This window comes from Photobacterium andalusiense (assembly GCF_900185625.1).
In the GTDB taxonomy this organism is placed as follows: Bacteria; Pseudomonadota; Gammaproteobacteria; order Enterobacterales; family Vibrionaceae; genus Photobacterium; species Photobacterium aquimaris.
Window position 1 is genome coordinate 596,732 of the sequence record NZ_FYAJ01000002.1, and the last position, 22,769, is coordinate 619,500.

Genomic DNA, 22,769 nt, shown 5'->3' on the forward strand with positions numbered 1-22,769 from the left:
TTAGTCACTATTGTTACATATTTAACTCAAACACTTTACAAAAAATACCAGATACAAATGGTTAAGTACTTTCTACGGCAATTTAATGCTGATTTTGAATTAATCAGCAAAATAAAAATGATGCTCCGAAAAAGCGTACATTCTCTTACACGCTCACGACAGTTAATTACAATATAAAACAATAGAATATTCCCATCACACATTTGGGGAATAATTACATGAACAACTATCGAAATATGTTACTGGCATTACCTTTAATTATCTTGTGTCATTTAAGCTCTAACTCAGATCAAACTATTACCAAAGCGCAAGTTAAACCAAAAGCTGATTACGTATTTTCATCAGCTAAACTTGGTGAATCATATCAAGACCGACAAAAACCCCAACAAGAGGCAATGAAGCTCACTTATGGAAGTCTCAGCTCTAGAAGAAACCTCCCCTTCGTCAATATGTAATGATGCTAAGAAAAAACGTACATTCTCTTACACGCCCACGACAGCTAATTACAATATTAAACAATAGAATATTCCCATCATACATTTGGGGAATAATTACATGAACAACTATCGAAAGACGTTACTGGCATTACCTTTAATTATCTTAGCTGGGTGTAATTCAAGCTCTAACTCGAATAAAACTATTACCAAAGCGCAAGTTAAACCCAAGGCTGATTACGTATTTTCATCAGCTAAGCTTGATGAGTTGTATCAAGAACGTCAAGAGATCCAGCAAGAGGCAATGAGGCTCACTTATGATGGTGTGCAGTATAATAAAATTCTGTTTGCTGAAGATCTTAATCGTGAACAAAAAGTGGTCCGGCTTGCAGATAGCCTAGGTCGACAAATTGATTTGTATTTACCCGATGCAGGAGTTGATAGCTGCGGTATCTACACAGAGAGAAAGGGCTTGGATTTATTTGATTGTGATGCAGCTCTGCGATCTGTTTCTAATGAAACCACGTTAATTAAAACAACCACAAATAATAAAGAGCTACCTATTGAGCTTGAATACGATAATGATTTGTCGCAATACGTTACTAGTATTGGTTCTACGATTTTGAGCACAACCCAAAACGGAAATCAGATAACAATCACCACTTCGTTTGCCTTCAACGCTTTTTATCATAATGTTCTTAAAGAGACCGGAACCGTTGATCGCATTGAGTCGACGCTAGGTGTCTCTACCTATTCTCAGCTTTTTGATATTGTAAAATTATACCAAGGCAGTGAGATGACGTTGAGGTTTAACAACCATATCGGCGGCAGTGCTGATGACGATATTAATATGTACACTGGGCTAATGATCAAAAGTAACAATATGACAACGGTTGTAACACCAACAGGTTCAGTTTTCTCTGGAGGTACAGATCTCTTCGCAGCAGGTTATCCACGAATTTTACAACGAGCAGATACCAATAAAGCAATTGCATTAAATAAGCAAGTTGGTGTACATAGTTGGGCAGAAGGAGATAAAACGGCTAAAGAGTTCCCGTATACCGACGAAAGTCATCGTAAGCAAGCTACCTATTTTAAAAAGGTGATGGGAAATAAAGGAATTGATTTCTATATCTTCACTTTAGATTCAGCGCCTGCTTCTGGTGAGCACTGGATGACTAAAGCTGACTCTGATAAATACAGCTTCATTACTCGTATTGAGTAAGCATGTATTATTTAATTTTGCAGCTAGTTCTGAAGGTATTCCATCATACGGTGCACACGAACACAGCAGTGGAAAATATAATCTAGGTGAAACTAACAGTAGGAAAGAAACATAGGAAGAAAGAAACATAGGACACCCATATCTTCACTTTGAGATTTCAGTGCGCTCTAAGTAGATCCCCTATCGCCCTCGCGGGCATTCACTGTAGGGAATGACGGGGTTAGGCTTGATGTAATAACAGAACAGCCTTTGGATGAAAATTATGGATGTCCTATCTTTTCTTCATCTTTTCTTCTTTTGATCAATGAAAGTGATGATATATCATTTATTTATTAAATTATCACCATCCCCTTTTTTTAACGATAGAAAAGTTAATGCAGAGAAAATTGTTATTAGGCCAACAGATATAAAAGTCTGATGGAAATGGGCAATTGAATCACCATAGCCGTATGAATTAAATAGCTTTAATATACAAGAACAAACAGCAAGACCGAGACTAATTGCTAACAATTGTGTTACCGCTAATGCACTATTACCCGCACTGGCATTTTGATCATTTAAATCGGCTAAAGTAATAGTATTCATTGACGTAAATTGCGTTGCACGCACTATGCCAAGGCCAAACAACAACGGTACCGCAAACCATATCGATAACTGATTAGAAACCAGTCCAAATGCTGCCGTTATGACACCAATAATGACTGTGGCTAACATTAATGTGCATCTATAACCAAACCGATGCAGAACTTTCTCAACGAAAGATTTTCCAAATAAAGCACCAAGAGCTAACGGTACCATCATGCACCCAGCATAGAATGCAGACATTCCCATTCCCACCTGTAACATCAGTGGCACCAGGTAAGGAATAGCACCAGTACCTAAACGCGATAAAATATTACCGCGAATACCAATTTTAAATGTACGAGTTTTAAATAAAGATAAAGGAATTAATGCCTTTTCATTATTAAATGCATGCCAACCATAACCGATTAATAATAACACACCGACCAGTAAGGTTAATATTGGAAATAAAATAGATACAGCTTGATTCCCAAATAATTCAATTCCACCTAAAATAAAAATTAAGCTAAAGCCAAATAATATAAAGCCTAAAAAATCGAAATGAGAAGTTGTTGAGGTAAGATTAGGCATATAACGCTTAGTTATCCATAAGCCTATAATACCAACGGGTATATTAATCAAAAAAATCCAGTGCCAACTCGCGTAAGTTACTAATAAACCGCCTAATAAAGGCCCAACAACTGGTCCAACTAAGCCTGGCATTGTTGCCAAATTTAATACACGAACAAAATCTTTTCTCGGATAGCAACGCAGTAACGCCAATCTAGCGACTGGTACCATCATTGCTCCACCAACCCCTTGCAATACACGCGCGACGATTAGTTGTGAGAGCGTAGTTGATAAACTGCATGCTAATGAACCGAGAGTAAATAGCCCTACAGCCCATAGGAATATAACTCGAGTACCAAATTTATCAGCTAACCAACCACTGACAGGAATAAGTATTGCGACCGTCAACGTGTAGCTAATAATTGTTAACTGCATATTAAGTGGCGATTGATGTAAACTTGCAGCCAATGATGGAATTGCAGTATTTATAATTGTGGCATCTAAAGTCTGCATAAAAAAGGCTATACCTGCAATCCATGGTAACCATTTTATTTGCGATGTCGATTGGGTCACCTTCATCATATCCACCTCATTAAAAGTAATGGTGATATCCCTCATGATGACGACTCAGTCTTAATGATGTGTAATAGCAGCAAGGGGGAATAAACACTTCTGGTGATTTAAAATAGCAAAACCAACTTAACTTAATATGAATAAGTCTCAATTACCGAGCACAATAACGTTCAGTAATAACAGTATTGGACAATAACAACATTGGACAGCCATATCTTACTCTTTGATATTTCAGCGCGCTCTAAGTAGATTCCCTATCGCCCTCGCGGGCATTCACTGTAGGGAATGACGGGGTTAGACTTGATGTAATCACAGAACCGCCATTGAATGAAATTTATGGGTGTCCTACTTTTTTTGACTTTTTTCGACTATCACGAATATTTAAAGCCATTAGCGTTAGGTTAGTAAAACCTGCTATCAATTCAATAACCTGAACAATATAAAAGGTGGTCGTAAATTGCTGATTACTCGCTAAATAAAAAAGATAAAAGGCGCAAGGCAATAAAATAAATAGCCCATTAATAGCAATGAATGGCATCCGTTTCTTCTTCTGAGCTATTGGACCTTTATTACATTTTCCTGCCATTTTAGCGCCCGTTATTCCTGTTATAGCCATAGCCGGAATAAGCGCGCAAATACCACATAAGATCGCGGTTTTTACCATAACGATATTTGTTATATCACCAAATAACTCCACCATAATTGAGCTAGTAAAGAAACTTAAAACCAGTAGAAAGCTCGTTATTGCAGCAATACGGTGTAGTAATTTGATTGTTGTTTTTGACATTTGACAGTTCTCTTTAAACATTAAGATGCAAACAGATTACATCGCAATAGTTGCGTGTGCAACTATTGTTTTTAAAATTATTTTGAATGCAATTGTGCTGACAGTTACAATCAAGACTAATGATATTCGATAGGTCGGTTTAAAATGACTAAAAAATTTGAACGTTTAGATAGTTTTGGTTGGTTAATCAATGTATTGGCTTCTCAAGCTACCAAAGAACTCGATCATGAGTTAAAGCCTTATAATTTAACAGCGGCACTTTGGCCAACCATGATGTGTTTATGGGAACAAGAAGGAATAACTCAGCGTGATATTGCAGCAAAAGCAAAAGTTGAGAACTCAACCACCACTCGCACATTAGATAAATTAGAAAAGCTGGGGATGGTTGAGCGCAAGCCAGATCCCAATAGTCGTCGTAGTTATCATATCTACTTAACCGAAAAAGGACGTGCAATGAAACCTGATTTGGAGCAAATACCATTACAGGTTAATAAAAGATTACTAAGTCACCTTTCTGTTGAAGAGCAGCAGATCTTATTACCACTACTCGCAAAAATGGTGGAAAAAATATAAACAATATTAGATAAATATTATCTTTATTATATTTGAGATCACGATGAAAAGTATTTAATAAAGATAAGCTATACAAAACCATGATGGCATATATGGGAAAATACACCTTAGATGACGATAAGTGTGATTTTTATATAGATAGAGCATGGAATCCCGACTGGATGGGGTTAACACTTCAGCGTCAGATTGCTTTTGAAGGTGTTAATTTAAAGTATAAAGATAGGATAAAACTTATGGGTGTCCTGTCTTTCTTTTACCACAACCGATACAGCTAGCACATAACCAATACTCTATCTATAATACTTTTCACTCTCATCTTTAAATTCAACGTGTTAGAAATGTTTAGCAACACATTCAATAAATCAATATCAACGATTTATTGTTAATATCAATGCAATTAACGCTTTCAATCAAGGTTTATAGCCTCGTTTGAGTTTTCATCATATTGTTTAAGGTCATGGAATGTCAATTCATAAGAAAATATTTAGAAATATATTAAATAATAGAAATAATTTGATAGGCTCAATAAATGAACTACCAACATCTCCTAAAATATTTATTGACGCAACATTCCAAATTGGTGATTACTTCTCAATATCTCCAATTATTGAAGCTATAAAACTAAAATGGGAAGATGCAAATATAACTATCTTGTGTACACCAGTAAATGTTGATGTAATATCTACTGATTCGAGAGTTAATTATCTTTTGTTACCACATAAAAATAAATGGTATACATACCCACAAAAATTAAAGCCATTTAAAGGTGATATTGACTTATTAATTGAGCCAGCATCATTAGATAGAGCTCATCGATGTATTCTTGGTTTTATCTTAAAACCTACATTAACAATAGGATTAGACCAATCCGTTAAATGCATACAAAAACCATTAACAGATATAGGCGATAAAGGCTTATTTCAACCAATGGTTTATTCAAATATGATGGCTGCTTATGGATTTGATCATGTCAGTGGTATGTTTAAAGTTTATGAAAATCAAGATAACTTAATATCAACAGATAAAATTCTAACTGAAAAAAACATTAAAGATTATATCGTTTTTAATCCATTTGCATCATCCAAGAAAAGATGTTTAACGGTAGAAAAAAGTAAAGAAATAATTAACGAGTTAAAAGCAAAAAACCTAACATGTGTTTTTATAGTTCCCGCTTATATTAAAAATAAAAAAAAATGGATACATGCATTAAGTCATAACTGTCATATTTTAACTGTTTCATCAATACAAGATTCTATCTGTCTTATAAAAAGATCTAATGGTGTTATATCTGTTGATACTGCTCTTGTTCATATATCTACAGCATATAATAAACCAATAATAGGTTTATATTCACAGTCTGAACTCCATACTAAAAACTGGAAACCAAACAGTGATAAAAAGCATAGTGCATTAATGAATGATTCTGCAAAATATATTGTTGATTTAACAGTTTTAAAATAATTAACTTATCTTAACGTACGACTTAGTTGATAGTAATGAACATAGTTATACAAATAAAGACCGCCTCGATAGAGACGGTCATCTAGGGTTAAAAAAAATTGAACACCTATATCTTACTCTTTGACATTTCAGCGCACTATAAAACACGCTGCAAGTAGATCCTCTGGCGGTTCACTGTAAGGAATGACAAATTGAGATAAAACTTATGGGTGTTTAATTAAGCGGCTACTGAATTATGTAGCCGCAATATTATCTCTTTATAAATGCTGATATTTAATAATAGTTTGACGGTATAAATCTAATAATCGACTGGTATCAACTGTTACCCCTACCTGCTGACTCGGCATCGATGACCATTCATCGGTTTGATACTGTCTATTATCTAATTTTTGTAATGTCATCCCTGACGCTGGGCCGTCACACACAACCCGCACAGCACCTTTTCGTGTAGTGAATAACGTTGGGTCAATCACATAAGCAATCGCAGATGGGTCATGAACATGACAACCATCAAGACCGACTTTCTGTGAATAAAAACGTAAGTAATAACGACTAATATCAAAGATAAACTCACCAACACCGCCAGCATCATGACGTAATTGCTCAAGGAAAGCTGCACTAAAGAAGCTTTCTTCGGTAACATCTAGCCCAATAATTGTTACAGGCCAAGATGCACAAAATACAATATCCGCAGCATGGGGATCATCATGAATATTGGCTTCCGCATAAGGCGTAACATTGCCACGATGATCATTTACCCCAAATGCACCCCCCATTACTACAACCTCTGCCACTAAATCAGCGATTTCTGGAGCTGCTTGTAATGCTAAAGCAAGGTTGGTTAATGGCCCGACTGCCACCAAAGTGATTTCGTGAGGATGGGTTTTTACTGTATCAATAATATATTGATATGCTGGGCGTTGATCATAACGCCCTGTAAATGATGCTGGGATCTGAAAATCTCCCAACCCCGTTATTCCGTGCACGATTTCAGTTGGACCAACCGGAGCTCGAACCAATGGCTGACTAGCTCCTTTAGCAATTGTCGCTTGCATATGAAAACGATCTTTAAGATACAAAGCGTTGCGAGTACCATTATCAATAGTGGCGTTACCAAATACTGTTGTAAGACCAACTAATTCTATTTCCGGATGGGATTCTGCAAATAAAATCGCCATCGCATCATCAATACCAGGATCTGTATCTAATATAATTTTCTTTATCATGGTTTCTTTATCGACTCAATTATTGATAGCACACTATCACCGCGCACAACTTGAAGCATGTAATAACACCAACAATAAAGGACAGCCAGTATTGTTACTGTGATAGCAGTAGATAAATAACGACATGCGTACACTTTCTTTTTGAGCGACAGTTAGTTATATTTCGATATCGACAGAAATAAATACCACAATAAAGGCTGATTTTACGATGACTACCCATTCAATAGACATTAACCATATTGCAAAATCACTCAAAGAACTTGGCCATCCAACCCGTTTAGCTATCTTTAAACGCGTAATAAAAGCAGGTCATCAGGGTATTGCTGTTGGCGATATTCAGCTACAACTTGCGATCCCAGGCTCCACTCTGTCGCACCATATTTCTAGCCTTGCTTCGGCTGGATTACTGATTCAACGCCGTGAAGGACGAACTCTTTTTTGCGTTGCCCAATACGATGCTTTAACCAATGTGATCAACTTTCTCCAAGATGAATGTTGTATTGATGAACAATAAAAAATAATATTCTTATTATTCAACACATTAAACAATATCAACTTTTCTACCCTTAAATATTTCTATAAATATCGAATTATTCTTTTGACAAAGATCTTTTTCGAATTTATATTTCGAAAATACTAGAAATACAGAGATAAATATTATGTTCACCATTACTTCAGAAATGATAATGAATACCCTTCATATGTTTGGTTTTCTTGCGCTAGAGCTGACCATACTTTTTCTTGCGATTAGTTATTTAGTTGGTGTGTTGCAGGTTTATATTCCACCCGCAAAAATTCAGGCGATCCTTGGTAGCAAAAATGGTAAAGGCTACTTTATTGCAGGATTACTTGGCGCTATCACTCCCTTTTGCTCATGTTCTACCATTCCATTTTTAAAAGGGTTGTTACGTGCGAAAGCCGGATTCGGCACTATGATGGTATTTTTGTTTGCAAGTCCGCTACTTAACCCGATTATTATTGGTTTATTTGCGGTGACCTTTGGTATAAAAGTGACGGTATTTTACTTTGTGATCGCAATGGGCGTTTCTATTATTGCGGGTTACCTATTAGAAAAATTAGGTTTTGAAAAATACATTAAAGCCGAAGCCTATAGCGAGCCTAAACCATCCTGTTGCGGCTCAAGCTGCAATTCGACGCCACAACCGACTAATAAATGGCTTCAAATTTGGCAAACAACTTGGACTGATTTTAAAACAGTATTGCCTTATTTAATTGGCGGTATCGCATTAGGTTCGATGATTTATGGTTTTATGCCGACTGAATTTGTAGCGAAAGTTGCCAGTGAAAATAACCCTTTTGCGATCCCTATTGCGGCTATTATTGGTATTCCACTTTATATTCGTGCTGAAGCAGTAATTCCACTTAGTGCTGCATTAGCAGCTAAAGGAATGAGCCTAGGTGCGGTAATGTCATTGATTATTGGCAGTGCAGGTGCAAGTTTAACTGAAGTGATATTGCTAAAATCTATCTTTAAAAATCAAATGATTGTCGCATTTTTAGCGGTTATTATTGGTATGGCTATCAGCGCAGGTTTTCTGTATCAATTGCTGTTTTAAAATAATCTAAAAAAATCCCTCACTCTTTTTGAATGAGGGATTTATTAGGTTAAACATTAATAATATTTATAAACAGCTATATTAGCTATAACAGGCAATAGTTCATCTTTTACTGGTAACTATATTGGCCGTAACCACTAGAGAAGGTCCAGTGATTACCATTCGACCATTTTATGCCAGGAACTTGCGTACACTGACCACCAGCATTAATGAAGCCAGCTCCATAAAAGCCACCTCGAGTTACGCTACATAGATTAGTATCACTGCCTTCAACTGCTTTTACTCGTTGACCTACTTGTTGTGGATTATTGAGCGATATCCATTCAAATTGATTAACAGCCGATACTAATGGCATCTCACCTTGACTATCTGTCACTGTAATTTCAGTGCCACCAGTACATTGGAAGTCACCGTTACCAAAATCTTCAACATAACCATGTACCGTTTGTTCAACACCATTAATGGTTAAAGGAAAACGACAAACATTAGGTTTTTCACTGCCTACGCTTAAGGTCGCTAGTGAGTTGCGATCTCGATTTGATAATGTTGCAGGATCAAACCCTTCAGTATGTGCAAACCAACCAGCTGGCATTGCAGACTCAAGTGCTTTATAGCCATTCTCTTGACCAATAATTACCGGTCCTCTTAGATCAGCAACTGCCGGATTACGTGGTGTTGCAACAGTATCTAACACTGATTCCGAGCCTGGCACTGTCGAACATTCAATTGTAATACGAGTGGGATGGTTATCCGCAGATAAATTAAGGTGTAATTTATTACTTTCATTACTGTTATGACGAGAAACACTTAGCGCGATATTAGTAATATCGCCATTTTCACCTTCAACGATCAACTGGCACTGCTTTTGTGAAGCTAAACTATATTGCTTAATACCACCTTGGTGAGTTGCATACGCCCAGTTTGCACCGTTAGTATGTTTAACATTAGCAATTTGCATACACTTATTATTTTCAACAAATCCAGCACCATCATGTGATGTGCCTGATTTATCCAATGAACACAAGGTCTTTTCACCTAATTCAACTGTTGGCGTATAAGTAACATTACCCAGTTTATCACCTTTAGATGCTAGCAATTGGTAATCATTAACGCTAGAAACAGGCACTTCACGTTGATTATTAACCGACCAGAACATATCAGATGATACCTGACATGTCGCAGCTTCAGCATTTTCAAAGCCGACAAAATTTGCGTTCTCGCCATTAGCATTGGTATAGCTAAACTGACATAACGGCAGCCATTGATTGTCTATTTTGATCTGTTGCCACTGTGTTAGCTCTCGATCTGTATCATTGAGATCAGTGATCGCAACCCAACCTTCACGCTGAGGAGCTATTGTACTTGGCGCAGGTAGATCAAATAAGTTACCGTAATTTGAATAGGTTAATGGGTATATCTGGCTCGAGTTTATTTCAGTTGGATCATAAATACCAAGTACAGTGATCACTGGCACGCCTTGCTGTGTAGCCGCCGCAAAACCTGTATCGGATTCAACATACCGTTGGTTAGTTTGATCCCATTTAACGTAGCCAGTAGTACTATTAGTATCAAGATTATTAGAACGGTTAAACCAATCTTGAGTTACTCGCGTCGCTATAGGATGCTCTAACGTATAATGGCTAATCAATCCAGTTAATGCACCTTCACCGCCGCCCATTGCTTCACGCATAAAACGGAATTCATTTGCAAATGGTGGCACACTTTCACCACTATTATCGTTAGTCATGGTAATTGCTGCATCAGACCAATGAATGTTACCAATGAAACGTTTATAACGTGCATCCCAACCCCAACCTGATTCCATATCATGAATAGATGCATTTTTCGGGTGATGACCACGACCAAAGTTATGCCCAAATTCATGCGACCATTCATTACCACGGGTTGAACGTAGCGTCACCATGCCACCGCCACCACTTAGACCATGGTTAACAACAGTAGATGTCACCACGCCAGTCTCTTCGTCTTTAGCTAAATAACGACCGCGATTATTATGCGCCGTGATATGGCTAAATGGGCGCGGCCAACTTGCATCACTACCAGCTGTATCAACAATACCAAAGTTAGCATTATTAATACCAACAGAAATTAATCGCTTACCGATATATTCACGCATATCACCTGCGTAAACTCCAGGGGTTTCATATTCACTGGCTTTGGTGTAAACCTTACCATTTGGTAGTGTTACTTTACGAAGATGCAATGGCGTATAATCAGCGACTACCATTTTAGATACTGGTATTTTTTGAAAGTAATCCGTAGCTAACTGTTCCATATTATTGATCATGTCATATTGATTACGAGGCTCAACTAACATACCAATATCAATATTTTGAATAACAAGCTCTGGCGCGCCACCAAAGACCAACAGATCTTGAGTTACCTCACCTTCTCGATTGCGATTATCGCTAAATTTTAGTGATAAACCGGGCTTCATCCACTCCCAACTTAATGGCAAACTCCATGCATAGTGAGAGAACATCACTTTACTTTTACCGTTATCGTGCTGATCCGTATCAGGTAATGCACTTGGTGGGTGCATTAAGAAACGCCCCATGCTCACGCCATCTAACTCAACATCAACCCATAGCTGATTTACATTTCTTGATTTAGGCGTAACAAGCAATAAACTCTCACGATTTATCACTAAATTAGGATGGTTAACCGCATCATTACCATAAGGCGCAACACTAGTATGTGTTTGTGCTAATGCCACATTGGCTTTTAAGTTACCGACTAAATGATTAACAGCTTGACGACTGTCGTTGTAACTTAAACGTGAAGAAAGAGTATTAAAAGAAAAGCTTTTTTCATCACATCCAAGTTGATTACACTCAACCAACTTAACATCATATTGGGTATTTGGCTCAAGATCAGCGATATAAAAACCCGATTTTTTAGCTGGGTAATTATAAGTAATTGAAGATTCGCCTTCTCGATATTCCGTTAATTCAATTTTGTAGCTATTACCGACTACCGTATCATTCCAAACCAATTCAACACCAATATCTGACACAGATCCGGTCTTAAACTCTGAAATAGTAGGCATAGATAAATCACCACAGTCAGACGTTACTGTTCGCTGTACTAATTCACTTTCCCAAATGTAACTACCATCATCATGTTGAGAACCACGTGCGGCTGGAATATATTCTACAAAGCACCCTGTATCATCAGAATTCATGATACCAAATTGGCGATGAAGTAAATAAAAACCGCCGTTATATGCTACATATTCCCACTCTGGACCGACAAATGGAAAAGCGGTGCTGTATTCACCATTGGTATCATTTAAAGGAAACATCGGTGATTGTTCATGATTCAATCGATATTCTTTACCTTTATATTGCAAATATTGTCGACCATCACGCTCAATAACATTGCTTGGTTGTTGAGCTAATGCCTGCATATTATTGAGTGTGTCAAAGGTATTTGTTGCTATATCAGTCAATGAATTATCTGTTGCTAAAGCACCAGTACTGAACAAACTTCCGCCAATAAGTACAGCTAACAGTTTAATTTTCATTTCATAACTCCCAAACATCAAGAAAAGAGCAGTATTTTGCTTGCAATAAAATATATTACACCTAACACATATACAAGTTTTATATATGGCAACCATTAAAAATAATTATTAATAAAAATATCAAAACCCGTTGACGCAATCGTTTGCTTTAATTACATTACGCGCTGATTTTATCTTTCATTATTCAAAGGTTCTCAATGTCTTTACTTAAACGTGTTTTTTTACTTTGCTGTCTTCTTTTATCCTCTGTGGGCATTGCATCAACACCTGTCTCTGCACCAATATTGATTCAGGGCGCGATGGATATTGAAACCACTACCCTTGTTAATGCTCTTAAAAACAAATCACAAACAACAATAGGCTCATGGACTTTTTGGCAAGGTACGATTAACGATTACCCTGTTATTATCTCTCGAACAGAAGTGGGTATTGCTAATGCAGCAGCAGCAACGACCGTTGCCATTGAGCGCTTTAAGCCAGCATTAATTATTAATCAGGGTACATCTGGTGGGCATGATCCACAGTTACAACGTGGTGATATCGTGATTGGTAAAACCAGTTTTAATATGGGTGCATATAAATCAGAATTTACAGAAAAAGGCCAAGGTATTGACCCTACTAAATGGCAGAATTTTAGCGTTACTATGCGGTTACGTGATCAAGGTAAATTAGTCGAACATAATGCTTTCTATGCTGATCAAGGTTTAATCAATATCGCCCAATCAATGGCAAGCACCTATAAAAAAGGCAAGGTTGTAACCGGTATTATCGGTACAGCTGATGAATGGAACCGCGAAGTTGATCGTATTAATTGGCTACATAGCAATTTCAATACTGCGGTTGAAGAAATGGAAACCTCATCAGCGGCATTAGTGGCGCAAGCTTATAAAGTGCCTTTTATCGGTATTCGCATTTTGTCTAATACTGATCTGCATAATCAAGATTTTGATCCTCAAACAGCTGTCGATTGTCAGCAATTTGTACTTGATTACACTAAAAAAATCATCATGACACAATCAAAAAATCACATTTAAATATCTCCTTTCTCTATAAATATCATATTAGATTAATATGATATTTATAAAGCCCAAATTAGTTTTCTAACTTGGGCTATCCTCCACTACATAGAATTCTTTATAACTATAATGCTGGCGAAACATTTAATCTTAACTACAATTTAAATTAATGAAATCAATTTAAAATCATACTTAACAAGTTGCCAAGAAAATATAGGGATATATTTATATGATTGAATTAAGAAAAAAAGAACAGTTAGATTTTAATATTGAATTTTTCGGAAAGAAAATACTTCATTATGGTGTAACATGTAACCGAAAAAACAAACACATTAACAATATTATATTATTAACAGACATCTGTTGTGAATATCAACGAAACATTCCTGATATTTATATCCACAAAAATCACAAGTTATTAATATTAATGTTTTTTTTGGATAACATGAACTATTTAGAGTTATTAAAAGACCCCAAATACTGTCGTTATCTTGATGAAAATTATCTTAATCACATTGGTAAAAAAGAAACTATTAATAGCTTCTCAGCACTCTCACAACAATATATTACCCAACTATTTAATTCAACAATTGGTAAGTCATATTTGTCATTAAATAATAAATTAAAGAACAGTATCTATGCAGCATCATCAATTTGGTATCATTTCCACGTTAACCAAAACATACCGGCTACTAATAATATAAAAATAGATGTCGACCTATCCAATGCGACAAATGGTATAAAATACGCAGAAAGCATTATTCCGCTATTATTCGCAATGACAAACAACTATCAATTAGAAAAAATAACGCTCAAAAAATAGCGAGCGTTTGATGAATAAACATATGTTCCCGTTTAAAAAACAACAAGGGTAATTTCAGCAGCATTAGAAGTAATCACCGTTGCAAAAGAGTTAATGGTAGAGCCTAAAGATGGGTTCGAATCGCTTCCACTGCGCTATCTAATCTATTCACAGCATCAAAAACTTTAGCTACTTCTAAATAAAAAGCTTGGCTTTCATCACTTAGTATCAATCGACTACGTTGACGAATAAACAACTTAAATTTTAATTGTTCTTTTAAACTGGATAATAAACGGCTTACCACTGGTTGACTGATATTCAATAAATCAGCCGCTACAGTAACAGTTTGGCATTCAACTACAGAACGAAAGCATGCAGATAAGATAGCCTCATAAACACCAACATACAGATTGATAATATGTACTTTATATAATAAAAACATTGATGCTTAATACAAACCACGACAATGTATTAACTAACTTGAGCATATGCCGTCAAGGCTGTTTATCGCTATAATGACACCTTATCCACCAGCAATAGACGACTCTATAATGGCAAAATCAAAAGCAATTGTTCGTATCGACTCATACGGTATTTACTCAACATGGGATTCTGAATCAAAAAAATTACCCAAAGTGCAGCAGTTCACGCTCGATGTACCTGCTGAAATTGATATTGAGTTCGGTTTTACCGTTAATATCAAAAAAGCCAAAGGTGAAAAGATCCGTTACTGTATTTACCACCCTGAGATTACCGATGCTGATGGCGAGATTATGACACCGTTTGATGGTGAATTATATATTCGCAATAACGATTGGGATTTCTATCTCGGCGATACTATTTGGGCACCGATTGATAATAAAATTGGGCCATGGCGAATGACACTAGAAATAAACAATACCATCATCGCAGAGAAAACCTTTAACGTGTATAGCCACGATGAAAACCAATTTTGGAAGCGTCGCGGCTGTTAGTCACTAGCATAAAAAACACAATTCGATTAGACTGCAGTAAATATCACCAGTTAATTATTTTATAGGATATAAATCATGGGTCTGTTTAACGCTATTTTGGGTAATGCGGGTGAAATGAGCCTTGACGATGCTACAGAAGAGTTAGCAACGATTTTAGGCGAAGGCGAACAGATTGAATTAGCCTATAAATTAATTCGCGATATGATCATCCTAACCGATCGCCGTTTGATTTTAATTGATAAGCAAGGGTTAACTGGCCGAAAAGTGGAATATCGCTCTTTACCTTATAAATCAATTACAATGTACACAGTTGAAACAACAGGTCACTTTGATCTCGACGCTGAATTAAAACTGTGGATCTCAGGTCAGCATGATCCTATTGCACTTGAATTTAACGGTTCAACCAATGTATACGCATTACAAGGCTTACTTGCAGCAAAAATTGCGGGTAAGTAACCATATTGTCTAACACATAAAAAAGGTTCGCTGTTGATACAACCATAAAGTGAAAATTACAACCATAACTTGCAAATCATCACAACCATAATTTGAAATTGCCTCTTTTTATACCATACTTATGTAAGTTTACGACATATGGTGAAAGAGGCAATTTTTATGCAATCGTCTCCTGCAACGACATATCAAACAGACTCTCCTCTTGAGTTAGCATTTACTCATCCAGCTAGAAAGCTAACAAAATCTCGTGGAAAAAATATACATCGTTACGTTAGTATTAAAATGAATACTATCATTTCAGTTGAATCGACATTGGAATTCGATGCATGTTTTCATTTTGATTTTAATAACGAGATCTCCCGATTTTGCTCACAACCTATTAGATATAGTTATGTCATTGATGGAATTATTCGTACCTATGTTCCTGACTTTTTATGTGAATTTGATTGTGGTGAGATGGTTTTATACGAAGTTAAGGCACCAAATGCTGTTAATTCAAAATGTTTTACTAGAGAGTTTGAGGCTAAAAGAAAGTATGCAAAAAAACTTTTTGATGTAGATCTTGAATTGATTGAAGAACACGATATTAGACATATTCCTCTTCTTAAAAACTTAAAACGCATGCACAGATATACATCGCAGTCTGAATTAACTTATGAGCAAACAAGTATTCTTAGGTATTTGAATAAACATGGCTCAACAAAGCTAGAAACAATCATTGATCATTTTAGTAATAGTAAAAATATAATTCCGATAATTTATGATTTATTGTCTAAGTACTTGATAAACATTGACCTTAGAGTTCTTCTGAATAACCAAACTGAATTAAAGACAACTTATTATGTCTAGAACCTCATTTTCCAGTTTTCATGGAACCCCAACATCTGATGATAAGAGGCTTAGCGAAAATGCTTCCAGTGAGCTCACATTTATCGAAAATGATGATTTGCAAGATTTAACATCATTTAGCAAAAAAGCTCAAAATGAAGCTAAATTCAGGTTGAATATACTTCGAAACATCTTGAATAAAAGTTCAGAAATAAACTTAGTTTTAATTGAAGGCTTACGGGTCGCTCTTCAACAACAGGAAGAGCGGTCAATACCAAGTGCAAGTACAATCTATCGATGGTGGTTAGCTTATAAAAAATCAAACTTTAGTATTTTATCTTTAGTACCAAAGACTAAACAAAGGGGAAATAGAAACACGAAGGTACCTAAAATAATATCAGTCTATATTGATCAAGCTGTTGAGCAAGTAATTTCTGCCAATAAAATCAATGTCAGTACAGCTTTTAGACGGGTAAGAAGAAAAGTTAGACAATATAATCTTACCCATAAAACACTACATATCTACCCGTCATATGAAGCCATAAGAAAGCGCGTAAAAAAAATCACCCCCTATGAAAAATTAGCCGGAAGCAAAGGAGATCGAATAGCAAAGCGAGAATTCCGTCGTATGGGGAAAAAAATCCAAACTGAGTACTTATTAGAGAGAGTTGAAATTGATCATACATGGTTAGATTTATTTGCTGTTCATGAAGAACATCGAGTATCTATAGGTCGTCCTTATTTAACTCAACTAGTAGATTGTCATAGTAAATCAGTAATTGGTTTCTACCTTGGCTTTGAACCTCCAAGTTACATGTCTGTTGCCTTAGCATTAAAAAATGCAATCAAACGCAAAGATAATCTATTACAAAACTATCCATCAATTCAAAATGAGTGGTTATGTTATGGAATCCCTGACCTACTTGTTACGGATAATGGTAAAGAGTTTTTGTCTAAAGACTTTACTCTTGCTTGTGACAGTTTACTTATAAACATTCATCAAAACAGAGTAGAAACACCTGATAATAAACCGCATACAGAACGGCAGTATGGAACCACTAATACTGAATTACTTAATGATCTTCCCGGCAAAACATTTAGTAATTACTTACAAAGAGAGGGCTACAATTCCAGCGACGAAGCCTCGTTAACATTAAGTGAAATCAAACAAATATACCTTACATGGCTTATTGATATTTTCCATCCTAGACCAAATTCAAGAGGGACAAATTGCCCAAATAGAGTATGGAAACACGCTGAAAAAAATTGGCCTCCGAATGAATTTCTTGGTACCAACGAAGAACTTGATTTCTATTTTACTAAGTTAGATAAACGAATGTTAAGAAAAGAAGGGATTGGACTAGCAACAGAGCTTTTTTATAGCAGTGAACGATTAGCAGAATACCGAGGTAAGAAAGGTAATCATAAAGTTACGATAAAATATAACCGCGAAAATATGGGCTTCATATGGGTTCTTGATGAAGATACAGAATCCTATTTCAAAGTCCCTGCTATTGATTATGAATATGCGAGTACAGTAACTTTATGGATGCATAAAAAAAACCTAAAAATAAAACAAGAACTCAATATTACCGAACATAACTTAGACTCTGAAATTGATGCTGAATTAAGAATTGATGAAATTGTTGATCAATCTATTCAAAAGAAAAAAACAACAATAACAAATAAACGTCGTGCTGCTCGATATCAAGAAAACGAACAAATGGCTGTTAATGCTCGACAACCTAAAGAAAAAAAATCTGCTAATAATCAAAAGACATCTACTAAAAATATTGAAAAAGAAGATAGTAGTGGATGGGATATTGATTATGTATAGGATCTAAATTATGGATGACAACATTACAAGAATTGCCAAAGCAAAAAAAGCGTTTGTATCTACGCCTGATGTAGCTGCTATCATAAACAATATAGATCGATGCAGAAGGCTCTCTAAATTTGGGGCAGAACCATCGTGTATGATGGTATATGGCGCATCTGGCGTTGGCAAAACCTCAATTATAAGAAAATACCTAAAAGCTAATGATAAAGACTCAACAGCACGACAAGATATTGTCCCTGTTGTTTATATCGAATTACCAGAGAATGCAAAACCTGTAGATGCCGCTCGTGAACTCCTGCTCTACCTTGAAGATCCCTTAGCTCTTTATGAATCAGACTTAGCCATTTTAACAAAACGAATAGTAGATTTAGTGCCAACAATGAAAATAGAGCTTATTATCATTGATGAATTTCAACACTTAGTAGAAAAATCTTCAAATAGAATACTCTCAAGAGTTGGTGACTGGCTAAAGATGTTAATAAATAAGACAAAATGCCCTATCATTCTTTTTGGTATGCCCTATTCAAAAGTAGTTTTGGCAGCAAACAGTCAGCTGAGAAGCCGCTTTTCGATACAGTTTGAATTAAAACCATTTAGTTATATCAATAATTATGGCATTTATGCTGGTTTTCTCAGACGTTTAGATGAAGCCTTACCTTTTGATCAATTATCAAACCTTGCATCAGAACCTATAGCAAAAAAAATCTATGCATTTTCGCAAGGAAATATGCGTTCACTTCGAAATTTAGTCTTTCAGGCTGCGGTAAATGCAATTGAAAACGACAATAACTGCATCAGTAAAAACGACTGGGAATTTGCCTCTAATTTGACATCTGGTAATAAACTCTCAACATGGAAAAACCCTTTTGTTCAAGACGTAAAGATCACAGATAGAATGTTGCAAGACCAACCTAATGACTTAGGTTGGGAAGATTATATGCGCAACAATAGAGGAAAAAGAAAACCTTTTGATGAGAGTAAGATCTTTAGCTAATTTTTTGGACAGAAATCATTTAGATTATTTGCTCTACTCTGGTAAGTAGATATTAGAAAAAGTATGGATAGGTGTCGGCTACGCGACACATATCCTTATCTGTTATAACACCGCTAGCTAGGGTTAATTTCCGACAACCATGAACTAATAGTTTTGAGTAAATTTTGTGGTGCACCCCTCATACCATTCATTTGAATCTCCCTCTCTTCCAACATTTGCTTTCGTGTATCTTCATCAGCAAAGTCGAAGCGTACAAGCTTGTTAACATATTGAAGATTATATGACTCGGAGGAAGCGATTTCGTCTAACCTAGCAGCCTCGATGATATGGCTAGAATTTAATTTCCCGTTTATCACTTTTAAGCAATTTGGTTGACAGGCTTTCAGATAACACACCATAGAAATCATATACTGATAATTTTCAAGGTAACGCTGATTACCTAACATATTATTGACGATAGAGAAATAAGACAGAATGCGCTCTATCTCTCTGAATGATGGTTGATAAAACTTAACGATATCATTTAGAACTGAGACTGAGTCAGTGTTTGCTATAACATCATTTTCCTCTTTCATTGCAGAAAGAGCATTTTGTAAAAATTGATAGCCATTATCGTTGTATTCATCTGAAGCACGAGGCATCGTTAACCAGACATTGATAAACTTGTGAAGGTAATTTGTAGGGTCGATTCCTTGACCATACTTAGATTTGATTGATTCTTCTAATTGCTCTCTATTAGTAACTAGAAGGAAGGTTATACCTTGAACAGAGAACAAATGCTTCACTTGTTCGAGTAACTCTAAAGCGAAATCAGGCTTACAGCGATCAAGTTCGTCAATAATAAATACGATCGGCTTACCACCATTGACTTCATTAGCAAAATTCGAAAGATAACTCCTGAATTCTTTCAGAGCTAATTTGTCTTTTGCTGCGTGTTCAAATCTTTCTTTTATCAAATCATCGACTTGATCTGCAACCAAGTTCGATAGTTCTTTCTCTGCCACATCAACAGCACTACCATCAACAATACCTGCAGTACCTACTTTGACTGACACTTTCAAAGCCCCTCTTAGAAGAGACTTAGCTGCCTTGGCAGCTTTATCTTTAAATTTTGTCTTCCTTTCTTCATCTTCGACTGTGATGAGTTGATAAATTTCAGATGCCAACGTTAAAAATGGGTCTTTCTGATAATCATTTTCAAAAGCGTCAAAATAAATAGATATGATTTCTGGTTCTCTGTGATTCTCAAGATAACCACGCCACATTTTTATAAATGTACTTTTACCCTCTCCCCATCCAGAGTCTAATGCTATAACAGGGCTTCCTCCTGAATTTTCAACAAGGTTAGCAAGTCTTTCACCAAATCCTTTTCGTTTGAATATATCTATATCAGGACTAAATCCACAGTCACTAGAAATTTGAACTTCAGGTACAACTATTTTCACATTAAATCCTTATATTGATATTTTTATGGAGCCTGTTGAGGCGTTATAACGCCTCAATCAGAGGCAAAAAATAGTTGGTTAAAATTAGCGACGCAGGAGCAAAACCAACTGTTTTTTGTCCTGTTGAATTGACTTGTTAAACGAAGCCGCTACGCGGCAGAGTAAAGCAGACAGCAATTAAGCTACCTTTAATACTCCTTATAATGGAGTATTAATAATGAATAACGAACAACAGCAACGTTCAGATTATCTTTATGAACAACATCTTATCCACCTAACTATACAAGGTAAACGTCCAGCTACTATTGATGGTTATAGTCGTGCACTTCGTCGCATTACTCAGCATTGAATAAATCGCCTGATACGTTAACCACTGATGATCTCAAGTGATACTTGCTCAACTGATTAAAAACTATTTATGGAGTACCGTCAGAATTGATCAAAATGGATTACGAAAGTTATGGGTGTCTTATGTTTTGCTGTATATAAAGCGGTTTGGGCTTGTCCAATACTTCGGATAGATGTCGGCTGCGCGACACATATCCTTATCTGTTATATGCGCCTTAAACCTTGTCACCTAACAGGGAAATCAAAGCATCGACGGATATCGGCGGATGTGTTCTGTGTATGATTCCATGACAATTAGGACATAACGGCTTTAAGTCACTAATAGGATCAACATCATACTCTTGCTTTATATCAGCAAGTGCAACTTCGTGGTGTACGTGTATAAACCCCTTACCGATATCACCATAAACACTTTTAAAATCAAAGTTGCAAACATAACATTTGCACCCATAATGAGATATGCACTTAGCTCTAGCATCAGCGTTGCGTTCATATGCATTTACAGAAATTCTCTTCGTTGCACCCTCAGTGTAAGTCTCGGGGTTAACAACCTCTTCTATAGCTGTGACAACCTCGTGTTCAGAGGGGCTTAACGCATACCAAAGACCACCAACTCCCGCTAAATGCTTATCCTCAAGAACCCAGTCGAAACTTTTAATTTTGGCGGTACCAGTATCTGTTTCATCGTACTGCATTGGGAACGTTTTTAAACTGTACCCATGCTCCTGAATGAGAGATACGTGTTCTAGTGACTGCTTTCTCCCAGCACCTTTCCAACTTTCATTAAAGATTAAGCCATCTTTGTGTACATCCCAATGACCAAAAACCACAAACTTTTCATCGTGATTAACGAATGACCAGCTCCAGTTCCAGTTTCTGCAGGTTGCACCCACAGACTCCATAAATTTCTTTCGACTCATTTGAACTACCTAATCAAATAAAGCATATAACGGGCGTTTACTAACACAAGCTGATTGAAACGCCTGTATCACAGCGTTTCCATGAAAAAATGCGTTACGAGTAAACGTCCCTGTTTATTTGCTTTTTAGTGAGCGGACTCAACTTTTTTACTTATTGCTTTATCAAACAACGCCATATCAAGTACAAAATTTTCCGTCATCCCATCTGACATGACGGAAGTCCAGAGCAACTCTCGTTGGACTAACGATTCGATAGCCGAACTAGATAAATCGAGCCTGTTTATTTGGGAGAATGTGAGTGCTGTTCCACCCGCATCTACGAATGCATCAACCACCGCTCTCTCAAGGGAACTCAGTCCGTTGAAAGTCGATTCAAGCCCACTCTCAATTGACCGTTGTTCTGCAAGATTTCGGCGCCATTTGTGTAGAGCAGATGCCACGATACGCAATATAGGGAAAGCAATCATTACGACGAATAATGCAACCACCCAGTCGTTAAAGAAAATGTATGTAGATAGTCCTATTACTCCCGAAAGAGATGTAGCGACACCTCTGCCAAAATCATTCTCGGAGTATATGCGCTCCGCCCACTTATCTAACATTTCCATTTGA

21 protein-coding genes and 2 pseudogenes are annotated in these 22,769 nt (G+C 36.4%); 15 read left to right on the plus strand and 8 right to left on the minus strand.

The window, feature by feature from the left end; translation table 11 throughout:
* Positions 1–218: 218 nt before the first annotated feature.
* A pseudogene (locus tag PAND9192_RS08210) lies at positions 219–410 on the plus strand (alpha/beta hydrolase); the annotation flags it as partial.
* 145 nt (positions 411–555) lie between these two features.
* A complete protein-coding gene (locus PAND9192_RS08215; protein WP_087853357.1) occupies positions 556–1,659 on the plus strand; it encodes an alpha/beta hydrolase in 1,104 nt (367 codons plus the stop codon).
* Positions 1,660–1,980: 321 nt separating this feature from the next.
* Here PAND9192_RS08215 and mdtD read toward each other — a convergent pair whose 3' ends face one another.
* Positions 1,981–3,372 carry a multidrug transporter subunit MdtD gene (gene mdtD / locus PAND9192_RS08220; RefSeq protein ID WP_234999024.1) on the minus strand — a complete coding sequence of 464 codons (1,392 nt, stop codon included), beginning with the start codon at positions 3,370–3,372 and terminating at the stop codon, positions 1,981–1,983.
* A gap of 325 nt (positions 3,373–3,697) precedes the next feature.
* Entirely contained in the window at positions 3,698–4,150 is a 453-nt protein-coding gene (locus tag PAND9192_RS08225; RefSeq protein WP_087853358.1) for a hypothetical protein, read from the minus strand.
* A gap of 144 nt (positions 4,151–4,294) precedes the next feature.
* Here PAND9192_RS08225 and PAND9192_RS08230 point away from each other — a divergent pair, with 144 nt between their 5' ends.
* The 3 genes and pseudogenes from PAND9192_RS08230 to PAND9192_RS08240 all read left to right on the plus strand — a co-directional run bounded on the left by PAND9192_RS08230 (position 4,295) and on the right by PAND9192_RS08240 (position 6,184).
* Complete coding sequence (locus PAND9192_RS08230; RefSeq protein WP_087853359.1) at positions 4,295–4,723, plus strand: MarR family winged helix-turn-helix transcriptional regulator; 429 nt, start codon at positions 4,295–4,297, stop codon at positions 4,721–4,723.
* Between the two features lie 77 nt (positions 4,724–4,800).
* Positions 4,801–4,998 (plus strand): annotated as a pseudogene (locus tag PAND9192_RS20985) (hypothetical protein); the annotation flags it as partial.
* A gap of 187 nt (positions 4,999–5,185) precedes the next feature.
* The gene (locus PAND9192_RS08240; RefSeq protein ID WP_087853361.1) at positions 5,186–6,184 is read left to right on the plus strand and encodes a glycosyltransferase family 9 protein; all 999 of its coding nucleotides are present in this window, start codon (positions 5,186–5,188) and stop codon (positions 6,182–6,184) included.
* 257 nt (positions 6,185–6,441) lie between these two features.
* Here the strand turns inward: PAND9192_RS08240 and PAND9192_RS08245 are convergent, their stop codons facing one another.
* Positions 6,442–7,410, minus strand: a complete 969-nt coding sequence (locus PAND9192_RS08245; RefSeq protein WP_087853362.1) for a nucleoside hydrolase — start codon at positions 7,408–7,410, stop codon at positions 6,442–6,444.
* Positions 7,411–7,618: 208 nt separating this feature from the next.
* Between PAND9192_RS08245 and PAND9192_RS08250 the strand changes: the two genes are divergently transcribed.
* Together PAND9192_RS08250 and PAND9192_RS08255 are read left to right on the plus strand one after the other, a co-directional pair.
* Complete coding sequence (locus PAND9192_RS08250) at positions 7,619–7,924, plus strand: ArsR/SmtB family transcription factor (protein ID WP_370738380.1); 306 nt, start codon at positions 7,619–7,621, stop codon at positions 7,922–7,924.
* 145 nt (positions 7,925–8,069) lie between these two features.
* Positions 8,070–8,987 (plus strand): permease, encoded by a 918-nt coding sequence (locus PAND9192_RS08255; RefSeq protein ID WP_087853363.1) that lies wholly within the window; start codon positions 8,070–8,072, stop codon positions 8,985–8,987.
* 109 nt (positions 8,988–9,096) lie between these two features.
* On the opposite strand, the gene PAND9192_RS08260 is transcribed toward PAND9192_RS08255, so the two are convergent.
* Positions 9,097–12,534, minus strand: a complete 3,438-nt coding sequence (locus PAND9192_RS08260; protein WP_087853364.1) for a M66 family metalloprotease — start codon at positions 12,532–12,534, stop codon at positions 9,097–9,099.
* A gap of 197 nt (positions 12,535–12,731) precedes the next feature.
* Between PAND9192_RS08260 and PAND9192_RS08265 the strand changes: the two genes are divergently transcribed.
* On the plus strand, positions 12,732–13,568 hold the full coding sequence (locus PAND9192_RS08265) for a 5'-methylthioadenosine/S-adenosylhomocysteine nucleosidase (protein ID WP_087853365.1): 837 nt from the start codon (positions 12,732–12,734) through the stop codon (positions 13,566–13,568).
* Positions 13,569–13,779: 211 nt separating this feature from the next.
* The gene (locus tag PAND9192_RS08270) at positions 13,780–14,373 is read left to right on the plus strand and encodes a hypothetical protein (protein WP_087853366.1); all 594 of its coding nucleotides are present in this window, start codon (positions 13,780–13,782) and stop codon (positions 14,371–14,373) included.
* Positions 14,374–14,476: 103 nt separating this feature from the next.
* Here PAND9192_RS08270 and PAND9192_RS08275 read toward each other — a convergent pair whose 3' ends face one another.
* Entirely contained in the window at positions 14,477–14,794 is a 318-nt protein-coding gene (locus PAND9192_RS08275; protein ID WP_087853367.1) for a LysR family transcriptional regulator, read from the minus strand.
* Positions 14,795–14,903: 109 nt separating this feature from the next.
* Here PAND9192_RS08275 and PAND9192_RS08280 point away from each other — a divergent pair, with 109 nt between their 5' ends.
* The 5 genes from PAND9192_RS08280 to PAND9192_RS08300 all read left to right on the plus strand — a co-directional run bounded on the left by PAND9192_RS08280 (position 14,904) and on the right by PAND9192_RS08300 (position 19,444).
* Positions 14,904–15,326, plus strand: coding sequence for a DUF3859 domain-containing protein (locus PAND9192_RS08280; protein ID WP_087853547.1), 423 nt, complete (start codon positions 14,904–14,906; stop codon positions 15,324–15,326).
* Between the two features lie 75 nt (positions 15,327–15,401).
* Positions 15,402–15,782, plus strand: coding sequence for a PH domain-containing protein (locus PAND9192_RS08285; RefSeq protein WP_087820373.1), 381 nt, complete (start codon positions 15,402–15,404; stop codon positions 15,780–15,782).
* 159 nt (positions 15,783–15,941) lie between these two features.
* Positions 15,942–16,631, plus strand: coding sequence for a TnsA endonuclease N-terminal domain-containing protein (locus tag PAND9192_RS08290; RefSeq protein ID WP_087853368.1), 690 nt, complete (start codon positions 15,942–15,944; stop codon positions 16,629–16,631).
* A complete protein-coding gene (locus PAND9192_RS08295) occupies positions 16,624–18,447 on the plus strand; it encodes a TnsB C-terminal domain-containing protein (protein ID WP_087853369.1) in 1,824 nt (607 codons plus the stop codon). Before PAND9192_RS08290 ends, PAND9192_RS08295 begins: the two co-directional genes overlap by 8 nt.
* Before the next feature lie 10 nt (positions 18,448–18,457).
* On the plus strand, positions 18,458–19,444 hold the full coding sequence (locus tag PAND9192_RS08300) for a TniB family NTP-binding protein (protein ID WP_087853370.1): 987 nt from the start codon (positions 18,458–18,460) through the stop codon (positions 19,442–19,444).
* Between the two features lie 113 nt (positions 19,445–19,557).
* Here PAND9192_RS08300 and PAND9192_RS08305 read toward each other — a convergent pair whose 3' ends face one another.
* Positions 19,558–20,889, minus strand: coding sequence for a KAP family P-loop NTPase fold protein (locus PAND9192_RS08305; RefSeq protein WP_087853371.1), 1,332 nt, complete (start codon positions 20,887–20,889; stop codon positions 19,558–19,560).
* A 217-nt stretch (positions 20,890–21,106) separates the two neighbouring features.
* Between PAND9192_RS08305 and PAND9192_RS20925 the strand changes: the two genes are divergently transcribed.
* Positions 21,107–21,238, plus strand: coding sequence for a hypothetical protein (locus PAND9192_RS20925; RefSeq protein ID WP_268808288.1), 132 nt, complete (start codon positions 21,107–21,109; stop codon positions 21,236–21,238).
* 214 nt (positions 21,239–21,452) lie between these two features.
* Here PAND9192_RS20925 and PAND9192_RS08315 read toward each other — a convergent pair whose 3' ends face one another.
* Complete coding sequence (locus tag PAND9192_RS08315) at positions 21,453–22,157, minus strand: HNH endonuclease (protein ID WP_087853372.1); 705 nt, start codon at positions 22,155–22,157, stop codon at positions 21,453–21,455.
* A gap of 125 nt (positions 22,158–22,282) precedes the next feature.
* Positions 22,283–22,765, minus strand: coding sequence for a hypothetical protein (locus tag PAND9192_RS08320; RefSeq protein WP_087853373.1), 483 nt, complete (start codon positions 22,763–22,765; stop codon positions 22,283–22,285).
* Positions 22,766–22,769 lie beyond the last annotated feature (4 nt).